Consider the following 18,124-nt stretch of genomic DNA (forward strand, 5'->3'; position numbering starts at 1 on the left):
ACCCTTATATAGAAAGGCATTTAGCGATTTTTGTTAATTGTTTTTGATATAGAGCGAACTAATCAATTAAGTCTCTTACCAGATAAGGATTTAGTCGATTTATGCCCCCCTATCGAACCATACCAAGTAACGAAGAACCATGATTATTTTCCTTTCCCTAGAGGTCTCACTTGTTATCATTGTAGAGCCTGTTGATCTTTTGGACTTAACTTCACGACACTTCCCACTTCCCCACCTCCCCACCTCCCCAATTCATAATTCCCCCACTCCCTTCTCTCTTTGCTCTTCTCCCTTCTCCCCAACTCCCACTCTGCAATAACTACTGGCAGCCAGAAATACGTTCGGTTCATATCATACTTTGTGCTTTTTGTCAAAAAAACTTTTTTTTTGCAATAAAACTACACAAAAAAAAGATCATCGTTGCCGGTGAAATTGACTGATTTAACCGTCTTAATTAGGATTACCTTGTAGGTGTGGCAAGGGTTTCAACCATTGCTGCCCAAAAAAGCACAGAATAACCCATTATGAAATTCAGTAAAATCGCTGTAACTATGATAACATCGTTGTTAAATAAAAATCTTTCTCAATTAATTTTTAAGAATTTGTAAATATTGCGGAATGTTAATTTAAATATTCTCAAGCTTTTGGAGTCAATAGATAATTTTTGCTTATCTTTGTCGGAAAATAGAACTCCTGGAAAAATCCAACATCTACCATTGGGTTAGAATTCAGGAGTCGGTCGTCAGGAGACAGAATTCTCCGAGTCAGGAGATTATTTTTATTTATTCTTCCCACTTCATAATTCATAATTCATAATTCCCCTTCTCCCCCACTGTTGACTTAAAACCCCCCACTGATCACTGATCACTGAAAAAAGCCTAACTTTGGTCAAAAATCTGGTTTGTGTCCCCTCTTAGCGGTAAAATTTCTACATCTGGACTGTCGAAAAGTGTAAGTTTTGTCAAGTAAAATTAAGAAGGGAGACAAATTTAAAATAGCCAACTTATGGAAGTAACTTTTACCGCTGCCGAATCCCTAGAAATTGTTGTTGCCGAACAAACCATCCCGATTCAGCATTATCTGCGCCAACCGCAAAGGTTAGTACAGGCTATCGTTGAGACTAGCTTAACAGAACACTTGTCTGAGCATCGGTTTCGCCTAAAAATGCGTCCCCTAAACTTCTTGAATATGTACTATTTTCAGCCCACGGTTATTCTCAATGTCTGGGCTACCTCTGAGGGGACGATATTTTTGCAATCAGAAGACTGTCAGATCAAAGGTATTGATTATATCAACGATCGCTTTAGCCTCAATGTTAAAGGCAAACTCGCTCCTGTGGAAAAAAATAATCAAACCTATCTAGCGGGGAAAGCCAATCTTGAGGTGAAAGTTGCCCTACCACCGCCATTATGGTTAACCCCGCGTCCGCTGTTAGAAATCGCCGGCAATAGCCTCTTAAAAGGGGTTTTATTGCGGATTAAACAGCGTTTAATGAGTCAATTGTTGCAAGATTACCAACAATGGGCCAAACAGGACATTATTGCCCAAAATTACCCCGAAACAATTCTCGATCTCTCCCTTGGTTAAATAAAAATATGAGTTGGACAAAAGTATTATCTGTAGATTCCCTTGCCCCCGGCGCCCGTCAAGTGGTAAAAGTGGGGGACAGTTCCATTCTCTTGATTAACAATAACGGTCAATTCCACGCCGTCGGTAATCGTTGTCCTCATTTAAAATTATCGATGACGAAGGGCCAAATTACCGAGGATGGCGCGATCGTTTGTCCCTGGCATCGTAGTTCTTTTGATCTCTGTAGTGGTGCTGTCAAAGACTGGATTACCTGGCCCCCTGTGGTTAACAAAGCGATGGCGGCAGTTTCTCAACCCCAAGCTTTACCCGTTTATCCCCTTCGCATCGAAGACGGCAGCATCTGGATAGACGCTTGACATCTTCACCGAGGGGGGTTTTTGGGCAACCTAAAGAGCAGTTCACTCGACAATGGGGTAATCTTGGAGAATGCCAAACCCTACCTCGATCGCTTCCGTAAAAACCCAGTTATGGATTGTTCCCCCCGCTCCGGTGATCCCCACTCTCCTGTATATTTTTTAAACAGGATTGCGCGAGGTCATTCTGTTATTCTGACTTCCCCTCCCGACGACCGGCGACCGACTCCTAACCCCACCAAGAAACTTTTTTAACCCTAATTGGTTCCGTTTAAAAGTTGAGAACGAAGCAAATCGATCGCATCTAAATAACTTGGCATTGGTTCATCACCTAACAGACAAGCACTGCGATCCACGCTAATCATATCATCACCCCAAAACACCTGACCGAGAGGAATAGATTTTCCTCGATCCGGTCGCCAATTGCTACTAAAATATTTAAGATTAGCGTCCACCACTGCCCCATCAAAAAGATGACCGATACAAAAATAAACATCCTGTAAAATTAGCGGTACGGAAGGGCGATGTAATTGCCCCCGCGAGTTGGGACTACGGGCTTTATAATGACTACGGGGAAAGAGTCCATAGAGATTTTTTAAAGAAGCAGAAATCAGGGGTTTATCCTTTAAATGGGTGCATTTTAAGGTTCCAATCGTGATCCGAAAATCCACTTCTTCGATAATTTTAGGGGCAAACATCGAGGGAAACCGGACAGGAAAAGGGGAAAGATTCGGATATTCTTGCTGGGGTAAACTATCAGCATCAAGAATAGTTATTCCAGGATCGAGAATAGATTTTACTCCCAAAATATCGATAATTTCTCTCAAAGAAATAGCCGAACATACTCCCTCTACCAAGATAATTTCTGCCCCTGGATTTACCCCTCTCAATCCCCGCAAAACTTGACTTAATACCGGCAGACTAACCGTTACTGGTGGTGGCACAGGATAACCTAAATTAGGTTTAATTAAAATACGTTTAGCTGTGATAGCTGCCCGGGGAGGTTGATAAACAAAATCCGCCATAGCTGAATTTTTTACCCCGGCAGTAATTGAGGATTGGGTAATCATAGAAAAGAAAATAAATCAATGGGAAGCTGACAGATTAGCCAGATCATTTAGGGAGTTTACCTGCTGTAAAGCTTGCCAGATTACCCCGGAATCGGCCCCAGGAAAATGGCTATTTTCACTAATATAACGCTTCCAGGCCTTAGTTCCGGGCTGACCGGCAAAAAGCTGTAAAAGATGTTTGCTGATCTGGTGTAATTTATAACCTTTACTCACCCACTCATCGATGTAGGGAAGCATTTTTTTGATTACTTCTTCCCGGGTAGGAGGAGTAACCGATTCCCCATAAAAATCTCGATCGACTGTGGCAAATAAATAGGGATTATCGTAGGCTGCCCGACCGATCATGACCGCATCTACTAATTGTAAATGTTGTCTAGCCTGTTCTAAATTAATGATACCGCCATTAATTTCAATAAACAAATGGGGAAACTGATTTTTTAGGCGATAAACATCATCGTAACGCAGGGGGGGAACGGTGCGATTTTCCTTGGGACTTAATCCCTGTAACCAAGCTTTCCGCGCATGGATGGTAAAACGTTGACAACCGGCATCTGCGACAATACGGACAAAATTGGCCATATTTTCGTAACTATCCTGATGATCAATGCCAATTCTCTGTTTTACAGTCACGGGAATCGATACAGCTTGATTCATTGCCGATATTCCCCTCGCGACTAATTCCGGGTTAGCCATCAAACAAGCGCCGAAATTGCCCTCTTTTACCCGAGAACTAGGACAACCCACATTGAGATTTACCTCGTCATAACCCATATCTTCGGCTATTTTAGCGCATTCTGCCAAAAGATAGGGATTATCACCCCCTAACTGCAAAGCGAGAGGTTTTTCTGCTAGGGAAAACCCCAGCAACTTATAGCGATCGCCGTGTTTAATCGCCATCGTCGTGATCATTTCCGTGTAGAGAAGGGGACGACGGCTAATTTGTCGCCAAAAATAGCGAAAATGGCGATCGGTATAATCCATCATCGGCGCCACACTTAAAATATTGCCCATCTTTCCCTTGATTTTCTCCTTCAGGGTAGCCATTGATCGCTGATCGGGACATTCTCCTGGTTTCCCCAGAGAAGAACCGGTCTTCCTCTCAACATATTTTAGAGCCTTTTGGTAAGTAGGTAGGCGTTAAAAATTATCAGACACCACCCTTATCAAGGGGGGACTAAGGGTAGGGTTGATTCATGAATCAACCCTACTATGAATCAACCCTAGGACTAAGGGGGGATCGAACCTAAAATCTATTTTTAATTTAATTATAACCAGCTACTTAAGTTGACTATCTAAATTACTGGTTAAGACTGCGCCGGAGAAAGGACAAGGGAGCTTTTTTGACTTATCTCCGTGGGATATTTGCCCCTTTAATCGTGTCGCGGATGACGAGTTTTTGTTCTTTGGAATAACCGGCAAAAGAACGAGTAGCAAGTAACTCAATTTCTATCCCCGTACCCGATCGCAAAGATTCCACAGGTAAGGGTAATTGACCGATATCGAGAATAAATTGATTACCCTCCTGTCGGATCAAATTAGCGGGCATATCTCCTTCGTAGCGAGTGACAAAATCGGTTCTCGGACTGGTTTGCAGGTCGTCTGCTTGCCAACGAGTGACGCGATAACGCACTTTAAATTTAGTGCCGATTAAATTCGATTGGGAAGCTTTATCTTCGAGAAAAAGCCTTAAATCAGTACCATTTCCTGTAATATCTTTTGCTTCTAATTGGGTGACATCTCGTTCAAAAACAGCATTATAAACGACAAATTCCGTAACATTATTGCGTTTTTGAGTGGTTCCCTCGATCCAGAGTTCACTGGGGACAGTTACCCTCATTTCCTTTTGATCATCGAGGGTTAAAGTAAAACGCTGATTAGTAAACCGGTTAAACTCTTGGGGCGCATTCCAAATTAAAATAAAAGAACGTTCCGAGCGATCTACTAAAATCCGATATTGATCATCGATCAGGGAACCGGGGGCAAACAAAGACATTGCCCCGGTGCGAGTTTCCCAAGTATTTTTAGATAGAATATAACCCCGTTCTTTTAACTCCGAAAGGGGAACAGTTGCGCTCGGTTGATCGGCAGTTAAAGGGCGATCGATTTGAATTAAAGTTAACTGTCCTAAACGACCCTCGCGACCGTTACGACCACTATTACCCGTCGCCCCATCGAGACCATCCTGACAGCTAAATTCTCTGGTGGTACAGCTATAATTGGCATCACCCGGCCTACCGCTGCAGGTTTGAATTGTCCAGAAGGGTTGGGAACAGCGACAACCCTTGCCCCCCTGGCCTCCCTGACCCCCAAAACCCCCAGCGCCTCCGGCTGCATTGACCGTTACTTGTCTTAAAAAATCTAAATTAGTGGCATAGAGGGTTAAAGCGCCGCCATTGCCTCCATCACCCCCATCACCCCCATTGCCACCGTTACCACCACCGGCCGCCTGGAGATTTCTGGTTACGTTGCCCGGTTGACCGCTACAGTTGCCATCGCTGCCATTGCTGCCATTTTCACCATCGACCCCTTTTTGTCCTGAAATATCGAGTTTTAGGGGAGAACCATCGAGAAAAAGGGTTAAACTGTCACTATTTTTGCCTTGGCCGCCGACCTTGCCAGCTTTTCCGCTTTGGCCCTGTTTACCGAAAGTCTGTACATCGGAACCTTGGGCTAACCAAGAACAGCGATCGCCTGTCACCGTGGCGGGCATTAGGTACGGTAAAGGGAGAAAAAAGGTGAATATTAATGATTTAGCCCAAAAATTCATGATTTTAGCCAATTTATCCGCAAAGACTCCGATCAATTCCCTCTTGATGACTTTTAGATCTAGATTTTTGTTTCCCCTCTATCAATAAGGTGCGCTATCATCCTACACTTACTTTGAGAAGGAAACAGCCAATCGCGAGGGTTACGCGCGTGAAAAAAGTATTAGCTATTATCTTAGGTGGCGGGGCTGGAACTCGCCTTTATCCGTTAACGAAACTGCGGGCAAAACCTGCCGTCCCCCTAGCGGGAAAATATCGCTTAATCGATATTCCCGTCAGCAATTGTATTAACTCCCAGATTGACAAAATCTATGTGTTGACGCAATTTAATTCCGCTTCCCTCAATCGTCACCTCAATCGTACCTATAATTTTACGGGTTTTAGTGATGGTTTCGTGGAAGTTTTGGCCGCTCAACAAACCATGGAAAATCCTCAATGGTTCCAAGGCACGGCCGACGCAGTACGACAATATATCTGGACGATGAAGGATTGGGATATCGATGAATATCTGATTCTCTCGGGAGATCATCTCTATCGCATGGACTACAGCAAGTTCATCGAACGCCATCGGGAAACCAACGCCGATATCACTTTATCGGTGGTTCCCATCGATGAACGTCGGGCCTCCGCTTTTGGGGTGATGAAAATTAATGATTCGGGGCGAATTGTCGATTTTTATGAGAAACCCAAAGGGGCAGAATTGGAAAGAATGCGGGTAGATACGACGATTTTAGGCTTAAGTCCCGACCAGGCCCGTCAAAGTCCCTACATCGCTTCCATGGGAATTTATGTCTTTAAAAAGAATGTTTTAATCGATCTGCTCGATGCCAATAAAGAACAGACCGATTTCGGTAAGGAAATTATTCCCTCGGCCGCTAAAGACTACAATCTTCAGGCTTATTTATTTAAGGGTTACTGGGAAGATATCGGGACGATTGAAGCCTTTTATGAGTCTAATCTCGCCTTGACCCAACAACCCAATCCCGCCTTTAGTTTCTACGACGAAAAAGCCCCCATCTATACCCGTTCTCGCTATCTGCCACCGACAAAAATGCTCAATTGTACGGTGACAGAATCGATGATTTCTGAAGGTTGTATTCTCAAAGAATGTCGCATCCATCACTCGATTTTAGGTATTCGTAGTCGAGTCGGCAAAGACTGCACGATCGAGGATACAATGCTGATGGGAGCCGACTTTTATGAGTCTTTCCCCGAACGGGAAAGTCTCGTCCGAGATGCCAAAGTTCCCGTGGGTATCGGTCCCGGTTCCACTATTCGTCGGGCAATTGTGGACAAAAATGCTCGCATTGGTGCCAATGTTTTAATTGTTAACAAAGATCGTGTGGAAGAAGCTAATCGCGAAGATTTAGGTTTCTATGTTCGCAGCGGCATCGTGGTTATTTTCAAAAATGCCACTATTCCCGACGGGACGGTGATTTAATCTATCAGTTATCAGTTATCAGTTATCAGTTATCAGTTTTTCCATTTTTCTAGTTATTATCGCTTGGATATAGCCGCAGGCTGATGGCTTCAGCTAATTACCTAGACAATTCCCTTGAAACCATAAGTAGCTGGTTATAATTAAATTAAAAATGGATTTTAGGTTCGATCCCCCCTGCCCCCCTTAATAAGGGGGGTGCCGATAGGCGGGGGGATCCCCCCTTAATCCCCCCTTAATAAGGGGGGCATCTGAAAGTTTTTAATACCTACCTACTTATCCTTTTCTAGAAGTGATGGCAACATCTACCGAGCAGCTCTTCTGAAAATCAGAAAAATTTCTATATTTTTGGGTCTGATTCTAGGGTTTCAATTAACCTTAAATTAAAAGCCTAGGGCTTAGATAGAAGCCATTCAAAGGATATTTATGAAAGCCAAAATCGCGATCGCTTGTCAGGGAGGCGGCAGTCAAACTGCTTTTACTGCCGGTGCATTAAAAGCATTATTTGACAATAAAGTACAAGATTACTTTAATATTGTCAGTCTCAGTGGTACTTCTGGCGGTGCTATCTGTGCCTTTTTCACCTGGTATGCTCTCAAAAAAGGTGATAGCATCGTTTGGAAAAGAATGATTGATTTTTGGGAAGATAATAGCGCTCGAACTCCCCAAGAACAACTATTTAATGACTCAGCTATTAAAGCTCTAGAATTGGCCAGCAAAGGATTAATTCCCCAGTATAATCTCAGTCCTTCCTCTCCGATTACTAAAACCTTATTTTCTATAGCTACCTATGGTTTACGCAGTCGCTTTACCAACTTTGATCAGTTACTAAGAGCGCATATTGACTTCTCGGAATTAGCCACTTGGGGAGCTAAACCAGAACCACCAATTTTATTAATGGGGGCCTGTAATGTCCTCACAGGAAAATTAAGTAAATTTAACTCGCGCGAGGAAGCAGTTAAAATTGAACATATCCTAGCTTCTGCCTGTGTTCCTAACATTTTTCCTGCCGTCACCATTGAAACTATGGCCTACTGGGATGGACTATTTTCCGATAATCCCCCCATCCGTTCTTTAATTCGCCGTGAATTTGTCGGAGTCGAAAATATTCCCGATGAAATTTGGGTAATTAAAATTAATCCCACCTCTAGAGATAAGATACCCGTGCAATCCGATGATATTGCTGATCGCCGCAATGAATTAGAAGGCAATGTTTCCCTATTTCAAGGTCTCGATCAGATTGACTTTCTCAATCAATTATTTCTCAAAGGAGCCTTTAAAGAAGAATTCTTGCGCGAGATCGCCTTAACAGAACCATTTAAAATTCCTAAATCTTTCCCGGAAGATCCCGATCAAGATTACCATATTCCTATGATCGAAATGTCGGCGGAATTAGCCAATAGTCTCAACTACGAAAGTAAACTCGATCGCTCTCCTGCCAATATCCAGCGTCTGATTGCTGACGGGGAAAAACAGGGAAAACAATTTCTAGAACATCGACTAAAAGCTATGGGTTTAAGATAGTTTTTGAGGTTTCAAAAACGGCAAAAATAAGGATTAAATTGCACAAAATCCTTAAATAGACCATTCAGTTGATTATTATTCATTCTTAATTCTCCTGACGACCGGCTACTGACGACCGGCTACTGACTACTGACTCCTGACTACTGACTCCTGACGACCGGCTACTGGCTACTGACTCCTAACCCTAACAACAATTTTTGATTTTTACAAGAGATCTAATGATCACTGATTTTCATTGACTAATACCCGTCCGGATAGATCGTAAATCATAATATCCCATTGCCCATTTTTTGCCGCTTCAAAAGCCACTTTAGAACCATCGGCACTGATGATCGGATTGCGTACTTCCGCGAGCAGATCGGGAGCAATTTCCCTTCTCTGTTGAGTTTGTCGATCGTACAGATAAATAGCCGTTTTTCCCTGACGACTAGCAGTAAAAACGATATAACGACCATCTTCACTAATGGAAGGACTAGAAGCGATCTGATCGAGAGAATTTAGTCCGGGTAAAGACAGTAAACGGCGATCGATGGCATCAAAAAGATAGATAGCTTGGGAACCATTGCGATCGGACGCAAAAACGAGATAGCGAGAGGCAAGATAGGGAGTTAATTCACTAGCAGCACTGTTTAAAGTTCTCCCCCCTCGATCGAAAGGAAAAGACAATAAACTGGGATAACCCGCACATCCAGTTAACAAACTAATTACAGCAACAAGACTAATAAAAAAATGACGTTTCACGGTTTGGGACTTTCAACGGGACTGCCATCGGCAATATCTAACTCGATATTCGGACCGCGATCGAGAACCTCCACATCCCATTGTCCCCGACGAGCGGACTCAAAGACAAGATAACGACCATCGGGACTAAGACGGGGATTTCGCAACCAACCGCGATAATTTTGACTCAATAACTCAGAACGATCGGTAATGCGGTCATATAAAGCGATGACGGGACGACCCTCAATAATCACCACATAAGCCAGATAACGCCCCGTTTGGCTTAAACTGGGGCTATCGGTAATTTCTTGACCCGTATATAATCCCCCTAGGGCTTGGTATTGTTTTGTCTGCAAATCATAAAGCAGCATCTGATTACTACCGCGACGATTAGACAGCAAAGCAAGCCAACGACCATCACCGCTCAGGGCGGGTTTTTCGTCATTATAGCGACTATTTAGGGTTCCTGTAGAGAAACCGGGGTTATTGAGATTACAACCGCCTATAACCCCTAAAAACAAGCAGATAAACAGTAAAAAGGGAGCTTTGGTCATCGGACCTACTCCTTAATAATCAAACCTAGTCGGATTATCATTACTCGACTCCCGTTCACTATTATCCGGTCTCTGCCAATCTTCTCGATCGCTCGTATCGCTAGGATCGATCGGTTGATAATCGACGTATTCCCCTTTAAATGGCGGATCATCCTCAATTATTGGGCGAGGACGACGTTTTTGGCTAGTGCGGGGCGGTTTACTGCTCGTCTCTTCACTAGCGGGACGACGACGGGGACGGGGACTGGTTTCTTCCCAATCATCACCGCTACGGCGCTGATCATAAACATCTCGATCGCTAGTGGGGGAACTATTGCGGGGACGACGATTAGCCGTTTGGCGACTGCTAGGATCGGCCGGCCGACGGGTGCGGGTGCTGCGGGGTTCCTCGTCCTGATAACTAGAAGTGCGGGAAGAGCGGGGATCATCGTAACCGCGTAAACGGGGATTATCTTCGTAACGTTCCTCCGGTTCATAGGTGTCGAGGGGTTCTAATTCGGCCCGATATTCCCGACTCACAGGACGTTCATCCACAAAAGACGTGCCGCGGCGGGCCTGTTCCGTGGTTAAACCCCGCAATTTTACCGTCTCGAAGGCAAAAAACACCGCTGCCCCGGTCAGCAAAAATTGTCCGAATTGCAAAATCGGATCCAGTCGCCACCCTTGAAAAAGTAGAATTAAACCGCACAGTAAACCAACGGCGGCAAAAAATATATCATGATCCCTGGAAAGTTCCGGCCGCACCGAGCGCAGGAAGTATAATCCCGCTCCGGCCACTGCCAGAAAAATTCCTAAGATACTGGCCGAATTCAGCCCAAAATTGACCATCTTTATCTCCCTTCTCGGTGCTTAAATTCAAGAATCGAGTCTTTATCTATCGCCGTCAGTTTTCAGCAGCAATCCTGCTGTTTTTAACTCAAGGAGTCGATCTATATCCTAACCCCCAAGTCTAGCACTATATCTATCATCCTCGATTCTAACTTACTCGATCGAGCCTAGCTCACACAACTATTGTTGAGGAAGTGGAGAAGTGGGGAGACCACTTCGTGCGCGTTGCGGGGGGAAGTGGGGAAGTGGGGAGATTTTATCAGTGAACAGTGAACAGTAAACAGTGAACTGAAAACTCACATCTGATAACTGATAACTGATAAGGCTGAGATTTTAACAAAATCTTTAGGAATTGCCCATTGACAGGATTGACTAAATGTGATGTATGGGTTTCGGGCATTTTAACGTGATTTTTTGATCACTTTTGAGCGATCGCTATCGTTGGGAAGTTAATCGCCGAAAGTCTGAAAGGAGGGATTTTCATTGATGCACATCATGGTTAATTTGTAAAGTGCGTAATTCCTAATTTTAATAAGATCAGACAGAAATTTTTCTGTCATATCATAAAATTAACTTAACCTAGACAAGAGGGAATTAGCATAGAATGTGATTATAATTGCAGGCTAAACATATAGTCTGTTTGTATTCATAGTCCATTCAATCCATAGAAGAAGGTGTGAGGATTGACCCATGTCAAAACTATTCAAGAATTTAGTAAAGGTAACTCCTTTAGTATTAGGTGCTTCCGTAGCGGCTGCTGGCAGCGCAGTGGCTCAAACTATGCCTGGTACACCTCAACTCAAGGTTGATCCAGTAGCGCAACAACAACTCGATCGCATTCAACGCGCCCAAAATAGTCAGCAGATTAATACGGGTGTTTATCAGGGTTCCATGTCCCAGGTGACTAGCGTTAACCAACTGCGGGACGTATCTCCCACCGCTTGGGCCTACGAGGCATTAAGAAGTCTTGTGGAACGTTACGGTTGTATCGTTGGTTATCCCGACCGTACCTTCCGCGGTGATCGCGCCACCACTCGTTGGGAATTTGCCGCAGGTTTAAACGCTTGTTTAAACGTCATGGAACGTTTAATTCAAGATGGTGTCGGGGTACTCAGAGAAGATATCGATAAATTAAAACGTCTTGTTCAAGAATTTGAGACCGAACTAGCGGCTTTAGGAGCTAGAGTAGATAACCTTGAACAGCGCGTTGCTTTCTTGGAAAACAATCAATTTTCCACCACCACCAAACTCAGAGGCGAGGTCATCTTCAGTATCGCCGATAGCTGGGGGGGTCAGGCTTCCGTTACCAATACCGACGGTACGGTGACTGATGGCAGCAATCAAGATCAGACCCAAGCAGTGTTTAATAATCGGGTACGACTCAACTTTGAAACCAGCTTCACCGGTAAAGATTTGTTGAGAACCCGTTTACAAGCAGGTAACTTTAATACCACTTTCAACCAAAACGGACCGACGAGAACGAACATGACCCGTCTGGCATACGATGATGGCCGGGACAATGACATAACCATCGATGACTTGTTCTACCGCGCTCCCATCGGCACTCCCTTCGGTAACATCACCGTTTGGGTTGGTGCTAACCAGTTAAACCTAGATGACGTTTTCATCACTGCTAACCCCTTCCTCGCCGATAGCGGTACAGGTGCTTTATCCCGCGGTCAACGCTACAATAACATCGTTTTCCGTGGTCCTTCCGGTGTTGGTGCGGCGGTCAGATTCAACATTGGCGATGTTTTCCAAGTCACAGGAACCTACCTAGCTGATGGTGGGGTTAACGGAGCCAGCAATCCTAATGAGGGTAGCGGTTTATTTAATGGTTCCTACAGTACTGGCGCGCAAGTAGGTTTCTCCTTCATCAAATTTGCCGATATTAACTTCGTTTACGTTCACAGTTATCAAACTGCAGCCAGTATGAGTTCTGGTTTATTCGGTAACGTCAGCAGCCCTCTCACCGAGCGTCCCTTTGGTAACGTTGGTACTACTGCTAACCGTTTCGGTCTTCAGGCGAGCGCCCAAGTTATCCCAGGAGTCTTAAATCTAGCGGGCTGGGGTGGTTACGCCGATGCTTCGGCCACGGGAGTTAATGATGCGATCGGAGACAATAACACTGGTATCTGGTCTTGGAACCTTAACCTCTCCGTTCTCGACCTCTTTGCCGAAGGTGCGGCCCTGTCCATCGGTGGTGGTCAAGTACCCCGTTCCGACAAGGAAGATGGCACTTCCTACATGGTGGAAGCTCAGTATAAGTTCCCAGTCACCAAAAACATCCTGATTACCCCCGGTGCCTATGCGATCTTCAACGCTAACAACCGTAATAACGACACCATTTTTGTCGGTGTCCTCCGGACAACTTTCCGTTTCTAAGCTGAGTTGACGGACTTGGTAAATAAGAACGGTGGGATTTATAAATCTCACCGTTTTTTTACTTTTAACTTTTCACTGGATTTGACAATCTCACCGCCGTAAACGAGCGGTGATTCCTCACCACGCCACCTTTTCAGAATGGTCGCGTCAATGGGGTTGACGCTTCACAGGATGCTGCTATCTTAGCGGTAGTCTTATGCCTTCCGACCCGTCCGTTTAAAGTCGAACGTATGTCCTCCGGCGACCAATACTTTTTTGGGTTTGTACATACCGACCCGCGGTATGTTTTGCCTCTAGCATGGGGTTTCCAGCGGCCTTCAGCTTCCCCTTACTCATCGTCAACCCGTTGCAGGAATTTCAACCTAGTATTTTTATTCGGTCGTATCTATGATAGGGTGGGTTTTCTACACCACTACAGTCGTAGCACAAAGCCGTCCTAAAAGGACGGGGTTTTAAGCCAAATTTTCGATAACCATTTATGAGAAGATGATCGGAGCGTCCCAAACGCTGCTATATTTACTTCGCCTATTTAGTTGCTTATCTATGCACTCTCTGTCTTTCCCCCGTCGCACTAAAATTGTGGCCACGATTGGCCCAGCCTCGCAAAATAAGGAAACATTACGTCAGATGATCAAGGCGGGGGCGACGACATTTAGATTAAACTTTTCCCATGGCGATCACGATTACCATCGTCACAGCATTAACCTGATCCGTCAGTTAGCCTTTGAACTCAATCAACCCATTGGCATCCTTCAGGATCTACAGGGGCCAAAAATTCGCTTAGGTAAATTTGCCTGTGGGTCGATTACCCTGAAACCGGGGGAACCCTTTATCCTTACTTCTAGGGATGTGGAATGTAATCAGGAAATAAGTTCCATTAGCTATCCCTCGCTGGCCCAAGAAGTCCCAGAAGGTTCGAGAATTCTCCTCGATGATGGTAAAGTCGAAATGCGGGTGGAATCAGTGGATCGTTTGAAAGGTGATCTTTCCTGTCGCGTGGTGGTTGGGGGTGTCTTATCCAGTAATAAAGGGGTAAATTTTCCCAACGTCTATCTGTCGGTGAAAGCTTTAACCGATAAGGACAAAAAAGATTTAATGTTCGGACTGCTGTGGGATGTGGATTGGATCGCCCTTAGTTTTGTGCGTAATCCCCAAGATATCCTCGAAATTAAAGAATTAATCGCCAGTGCGGGTAAATCTATCCCCGTGATCGCTAAAATTGAAAAACACGAAGCGATCGAGGAAATGGAGGCAATTTTATCCCTCTGTGATGGTGTTATGGTGGCTAGGGGAGATTTAGGAGTAGAATTACCAGCCGAAGACGTGCCAATCCTGCAAAAACGCCTGATTAATACCGCTAATCAGCTAGGCATCCCGATTATTACCGCCACTCAAATGCTTGACAGTATGGCCAGTAATCCTCGTCCCACCCGCGCCGAGGTTTCGGACGTGGCTAATGCGATTTTAGATGGCACTGATGCGGTCATGCTTTCCAATGAAACGGCTGTGGGTCATTATCCCATCGAAGCGGTGGCAACCATGGCCCGCATTGCCGAAAGGATCGAACGGGAACAGATCAATAGTGCCGCTCGCTCTAACAATAAACAATCGATTCCTAACGCTATTTCCTCGGCAGTTAGTCAAATTGCCGAACAATTGGGGGCAGCGGCAATTATTACCCTGACAAAAACCGGCTCTACTGCCCGTAATGTCTCCCGATTTCGCCCCAAAACCCCGATTTTAGCCGTTACTCCCCATCGAGAAGTGGCACAGCAGTTACAGCTAGTTTGGGGCGTAAAACCGATGTTATTGCTCGATTTACCCTCCACCAGCCAAACTTTTCAAGTGGCGATGAATCTTGCCCAGGAAAATAACCTCCTCGCGGATGGTGAGTTAGTGGTGATGACGGCGGGAACTCTGCAAGGGGTGGCCGGTTCCACGGATTTAATTAAGGTGGAAGTGGTAAAATCCCTTTTGGGTAAAGGTACGGGTATCGGCCAGGGTGTGGCTAGTGGCCGGGCGCGAGTGGCCCATAATGCCCGAGAAGTGGGTAGTTTTAGTAGTGGGGAGATTTTAGTCGTTCCCACCACCAGCGCCGAATATGTGGATATGATGCGGAAAGCTGGCGGAATTATCACCGAAGATACCGCGATGAATAATCACGCCGCTACTATCGGTTTAAAATTGGGTATTCCTGTTATTGTCGGGGTTAAAGATGCCACGAAAATTATCCGCGAAGGGGTGATCATTAGTCTCGATGCTCAACGGGGTTTAATTTATTCTGGTATTGGCAATGGCGCAGCAACTATGAAAAACTGAGTCAGTTATCAGTATTCTCCCAGTCAGGAGACAGGAGTAAGGAGTAAGGAGACAGGAGTAAGGGGACAGGAGTAAGGGGACAGGTTTTATTTATTCTCCCCATCCCCCCACTTCCCCACACCCCACACCCCACACCCCACACCCCACACCCCACACCCCACACCCTACACCCCACACCCTACACCCCACACCCTACACCCCACACCCCACACCCCATCCCCCCACTTCCCAACACCCCACACCCCACACCCCACACCCCACACCCCACACCCATTTTCACTTGTCTATGAGCGATTCTTACTCTCCTCCCGTCGACAATCCAGCCTATACTGTTGAACAAGCGATCGCTAATATCCAGCAAAGAGAAGACCTAGGAGCGCGTTATTATGCCGCTTGGTGGTTGGGTAGATTCCGCGTTCGTCAACCGGAGGCGATTTCGGCGTTAATTGCCGCTTTAGAGGACGAAAGCGATCGCACTCCCGACGGCGGTTATCCCCTGCGACGCAACGCTGCCAGCGCTTTAGGGAAATTAGATGATCTCAGTTGTCTTCCCGCTTTGATTGCCTGTCTTGAATGCGAGGATTATTATGTGCGCGAATCGGCTGCCCAGGCATTGGAAATGCTTAAGGATCGAAGCGCGATCGCACCTTTAAAGAAACTATTAGAGGGTGGCATCGAAGTGGCCGTTTTAGTGGCGGGAAAACCCCATTTAGTCCAACCCTACGAAGCGATTATCGAGGCATTGGGAACCCTGCAAGCGACGGAAGCGATTCCCCTCATTGAACCGTTTTTAAAGCATTTCGTCGAAAAAGTGCGTTATGCGGCTGCCCGCGCCCTCTATCAACTCACGGCTAACCCCCACTATGGCGATATTCTGATTAATGCCTTGCAAGGGGAAGAATTACAGCTGCGTCGTTCTGCTTTAATGGATTTAGGCGCTACGGGTTATCTGCTGGCTGCTCCTGCGATCGCTAATACTTTGGCGGAAAATAGTCTGAAACTGGTTGCCCTCAAGGAACTTTTAGAAACCCATCTAAAAAACAATTATAGTGGCGAAAATATCTCCGGAATTCTCACTTTAATGGATGGTTTATTGTAATTAATAATTGGTTATTTTTTATCTAAGTTAAAACCGATAAAATCCAGAGGTTTTTATGCTAATTCAAACTGATTATGTCGGCTGGCTAAACGAAACAATCACTCTGTTAAAACAAAAAAACTTTGATCAAGTTGACTGGAAAAACTTGATCGAGGAGATAGAAAGTTTGCTAGTCTCAGGCTAACTTTCTAGGTCATTGGTTTATGGGGTAGCCAAATATCCTAAAACAGGATAGAGTATTGATATTCATACTGTTTATAAGACGATAAAAAAATCCATGGTTATACCTGAGCCTTCTCATAGCCTGCCAAGTATAAAAAAGAATAAAGCAACAAGCACTGTTGGGCGCGGCAAAACTGTCCAACTTACTGAGAAACTTGCTTTTTCAGCTTGGAATAACAGCAGTGTTAGTCTGAGTCTTGGTAATAGCATTGAACATTATGATTCTTGGGAACAACCTATAGTAATAATCTCAGACGGAGGCTACGGTCTTTTAGGATTTGAAGGTGATACATCAGATCATCTTGACCTACCTGAATGGTATGAACCTCATGTGGAAGCTTGGTCTAAGTTGGCCTTGCCAAATACAACTCTTTGGTTTTGGAACTCAGAAATTGGCTGGGCTGTGGTACATCCAATACTTGAGAAATTTGGCTGGCGATATGTTAATTGTAATATATGGAATAAAGGAAAAGGTCATATTGCAGGTAATGTCAACACAGAGAAAATAAGGCGTTTTCCAGTGGTTACAGAGGTTTGCGTCCAATACGTTAGAGAAGTCAAAATTGCTGACTTAACACTTAAAGAATGGCTCCGAAAGGAATGGTTAAGATCGGGCTTACCTTTGCGTCAAGCTAATTTAGCTTGTGGTGTTGCAGATGCGGCAACAAGAAAATATTTTGATCAAGGACATTTATGGTATTTTCCCCCACCCGAAATGTTTGAAAAATTAGTTTTCTATGCCAACGAACACGGAAACCCAGAGGGAAAACCCTATTTTTCTAAAAATGGCCAGCGTCCTTTAACAGGTAAAGAGTGGGAGAAGATGCGCTCTAAATTTAATTGCCCTCATGGTTTTACAAATGTTTGGGATCGTTCAGCTTTGCGCGATGATGAACGAATTAAGTCTCAGGATGGTAAAGCTGTTCACTTAAATCAAAAGCCACTGGATCTGATGAAATTAATTATTGAAGCTTCAAGTGAGGAACAGGATGTGGTTTGGGAACCATTTGGGGGGCTTTTCAGTGCCTCTTTAGCTGCCAATATCCTGAATCGAAAAGCTTTCGCTTGTGAAATTGACGAAACTTATTTCTATTATGGAGTCAAAAGGTTTAGTCAAGTAGTTCATCGGAAATTTTGGGTCTGAAACCCCGCCGTTCTAGGTTGGCTTTACGTTAGAATTAAAAGGCCAGTCTCGAAAACCAAGTGGACGGCGCAGCACCTTGAAAACTCGGCTTAGGGGGTTCCGACCAGAAAAGC

Annotated in this window: 14 protein-coding genes and 1 pseudogene; 9 read left to right on the forward strand and 6 right to left on the reverse strand. The window is 44.8% G+C overall.

Going from position 1 to position 18,124, the window contains the following annotated elements:
- The first annotated feature begins 1,005 nt into the window (after positions 1-1,005).
- Together O9295_RS01610 and O9295_RS01615 are read left to right on the forward strand one after the other, a co-directional pair.
- On the forward strand, positions 1,006-1,587 hold the full coding sequence (locus O9295_RS01610) for a DUF1997 domain-containing protein (RefSeq protein ID WP_288031166.1): 582 nt from the start codon (positions 1,006-1,008) through the stop codon (positions 1,585-1,587).
- Between the two features lie 8 nt (positions 1,588-1,595).
- Positions 1,596-1,946 (forward strand): Rieske (2Fe-2S) protein, encoded by a 351-nt coding sequence (locus O9295_RS01615; RefSeq protein ID WP_002798923.1) that lies wholly within the window; start codon positions 1,596-1,598, stop codon positions 1,944-1,946.
- A 254-nt stretch (positions 1,947-2,200) separates the two neighbouring features.
- Here the strand turns inward: O9295_RS01615 and O9295_RS01620 are convergent, their stop codons facing one another.
- The 3 genes from O9295_RS01620 to O9295_RS01630 form a co-directional block, all read right to left on the reverse strand.
- The gene (locus O9295_RS01620) at positions 2,201-3,013 is read right to left on the reverse strand and encodes a DUF362 domain-containing protein (RefSeq protein ID WP_288031170.1); all 813 of its coding nucleotides are present in this window, start codon (positions 3,011-3,013) and stop codon (positions 2,201-2,203) included.
- 15 nt (positions 3,014-3,028) lie between these two features.
- Entirely contained in the window at positions 3,029-4,024 is a 996-nt protein-coding gene (gene dusA, locus O9295_RS01625; protein WP_061432805.1) for a tRNA dihydrouridine(20/20a) synthase DusA, read from the reverse strand.
- A gap of 334 nt (positions 4,025-4,358) precedes the next feature.
- Complete coding sequence (locus O9295_RS01630; protein ID WP_288031183.1) at positions 4,359-5,723, reverse strand: collagen-like protein; 1,365 nt, start codon at positions 5,721-5,723, stop codon at positions 4,359-4,361.
- Positions 5,724-5,929: 206 nt separating this feature from the next.
- Here O9295_RS01630 and O9295_RS01635 point away from each other — a divergent pair, with 206 nt between their 5' ends.
- Positions 5,930-7,219 (forward strand): glucose-1-phosphate adenylyltransferase, encoded by a 1,290-nt coding sequence (locus O9295_RS01635; protein WP_079208591.1) that lies wholly within the window; start codon positions 5,930-5,932, stop codon positions 7,217-7,219.
- 423 nt (positions 7,220-7,642) lie between these two features.
- Positions 7,643-8,740 carry a patatin-like phospholipase family protein gene (locus O9295_RS01640; RefSeq protein WP_288031172.1) on the forward strand — a complete coding sequence of 366 codons (1,098 nt, stop codon included), beginning with the start codon at positions 7,643-7,645 and terminating at the stop codon, positions 8,738-8,740.
- Positions 8,741-8,962: 222 nt separating this feature from the next.
- Here the strand turns inward: O9295_RS01640 and O9295_RS01645 are convergent, their stop codons facing one another.
- The 3 genes from O9295_RS01645 to O9295_RS01655 are packed head-to-tail and all read right to left on the reverse strand — an operon-like array spanning position 8,963 to position 10,842.
- Positions 8,963-9,481 (reverse strand): TolB family protein, encoded by a 519-nt coding sequence (locus tag O9295_RS01645; RefSeq protein WP_287733164.1) that lies wholly within the window; start codon positions 9,479-9,481, stop codon positions 8,963-8,965.
- Positions 9,478-10,014 carry a TolB family protein gene (locus tag O9295_RS01650; RefSeq protein ID WP_002761945.1) on the reverse strand — a complete coding sequence of 179 codons (537 nt, stop codon included), beginning with the start codon at positions 10,012-10,014 and terminating at the stop codon, positions 9,478-9,480. Before O9295_RS01650 ends, O9295_RS01645 begins: the two co-directional genes overlap by 4 nt.
- 12 nt (positions 10,015-10,026) lie before the next feature.
- Positions 10,027-10,842 (reverse strand): Ycf66 family protein, encoded by an 816-nt coding sequence (locus tag O9295_RS01655; RefSeq protein WP_288031174.1) that lies wholly within the window; start codon positions 10,840-10,842, stop codon positions 10,027-10,029.
- Between the two features lie 690 nt (positions 10,843-11,532).
- Between O9295_RS01655 and O9295_RS01660 the strand changes: the two genes are divergently transcribed.
- The 5 genes and pseudogenes from O9295_RS01660 (at position 11,533) to O9295_RS01680 (ending at position 18,011) form a co-directional block, all read left to right on the forward strand.
- On the forward strand, positions 11,533-13,227 hold the full coding sequence (locus O9295_RS01660; RefSeq protein ID WP_288031177.1) for an iron uptake porin: 1,695 nt from the start codon (positions 11,533-11,535) through the stop codon (positions 13,225-13,227).
- Positions 13,228-13,770: 543 nt separating this feature from the next.
- Positions 13,771-15,546, forward strand: coding sequence for a pyruvate kinase (gene pyk, locus O9295_RS01665; RefSeq protein WP_147072201.1), 1,776 nt, complete (start codon positions 13,771-13,773; stop codon positions 15,544-15,546).
- 286 nt (positions 15,547-15,832) lie between these two features.
- Positions 15,833-16,645 carry a C-phycocyanin alpha-cysteine-84 phycocyanobilin lyase subunit CpcE gene (cpcE, locus tag O9295_RS01670; protein WP_288031181.1) on the forward strand — a complete coding sequence of 271 codons (813 nt, stop codon included), beginning with the start codon at positions 15,833-15,835 and terminating at the stop codon, positions 16,643-16,645.
- A 55-nt stretch (positions 16,646-16,700) separates the two neighbouring features.
- Positions 16,701-16,814: pseudogene (locus O9295_RS01675) on the forward strand (DUF29 family protein); the annotation flags it as partial.
- 108 nt (positions 16,815-16,922) lie between these two features.
- Positions 16,923-18,011 carry a DNA methyltransferase gene (locus O9295_RS01680; RefSeq protein ID WP_287971228.1) on the forward strand — a complete coding sequence of 363 codons (1,089 nt, stop codon included), beginning with the start codon at positions 16,923-16,925 and terminating at the stop codon, positions 18,009-18,011.
- Positions 18,012-18,124 lie beyond the last annotated feature (113 nt).

The sequence above is a fragment of the Microcystis sp. LE18-22.4A genome, assembly GCF_027531105.1.
Lineage (GTDB): Bacteria > Cyanobacteriota > Cyanobacteriia > Cyanobacteriales > Microcystaceae > Microcystis > Microcystis aeruginosa.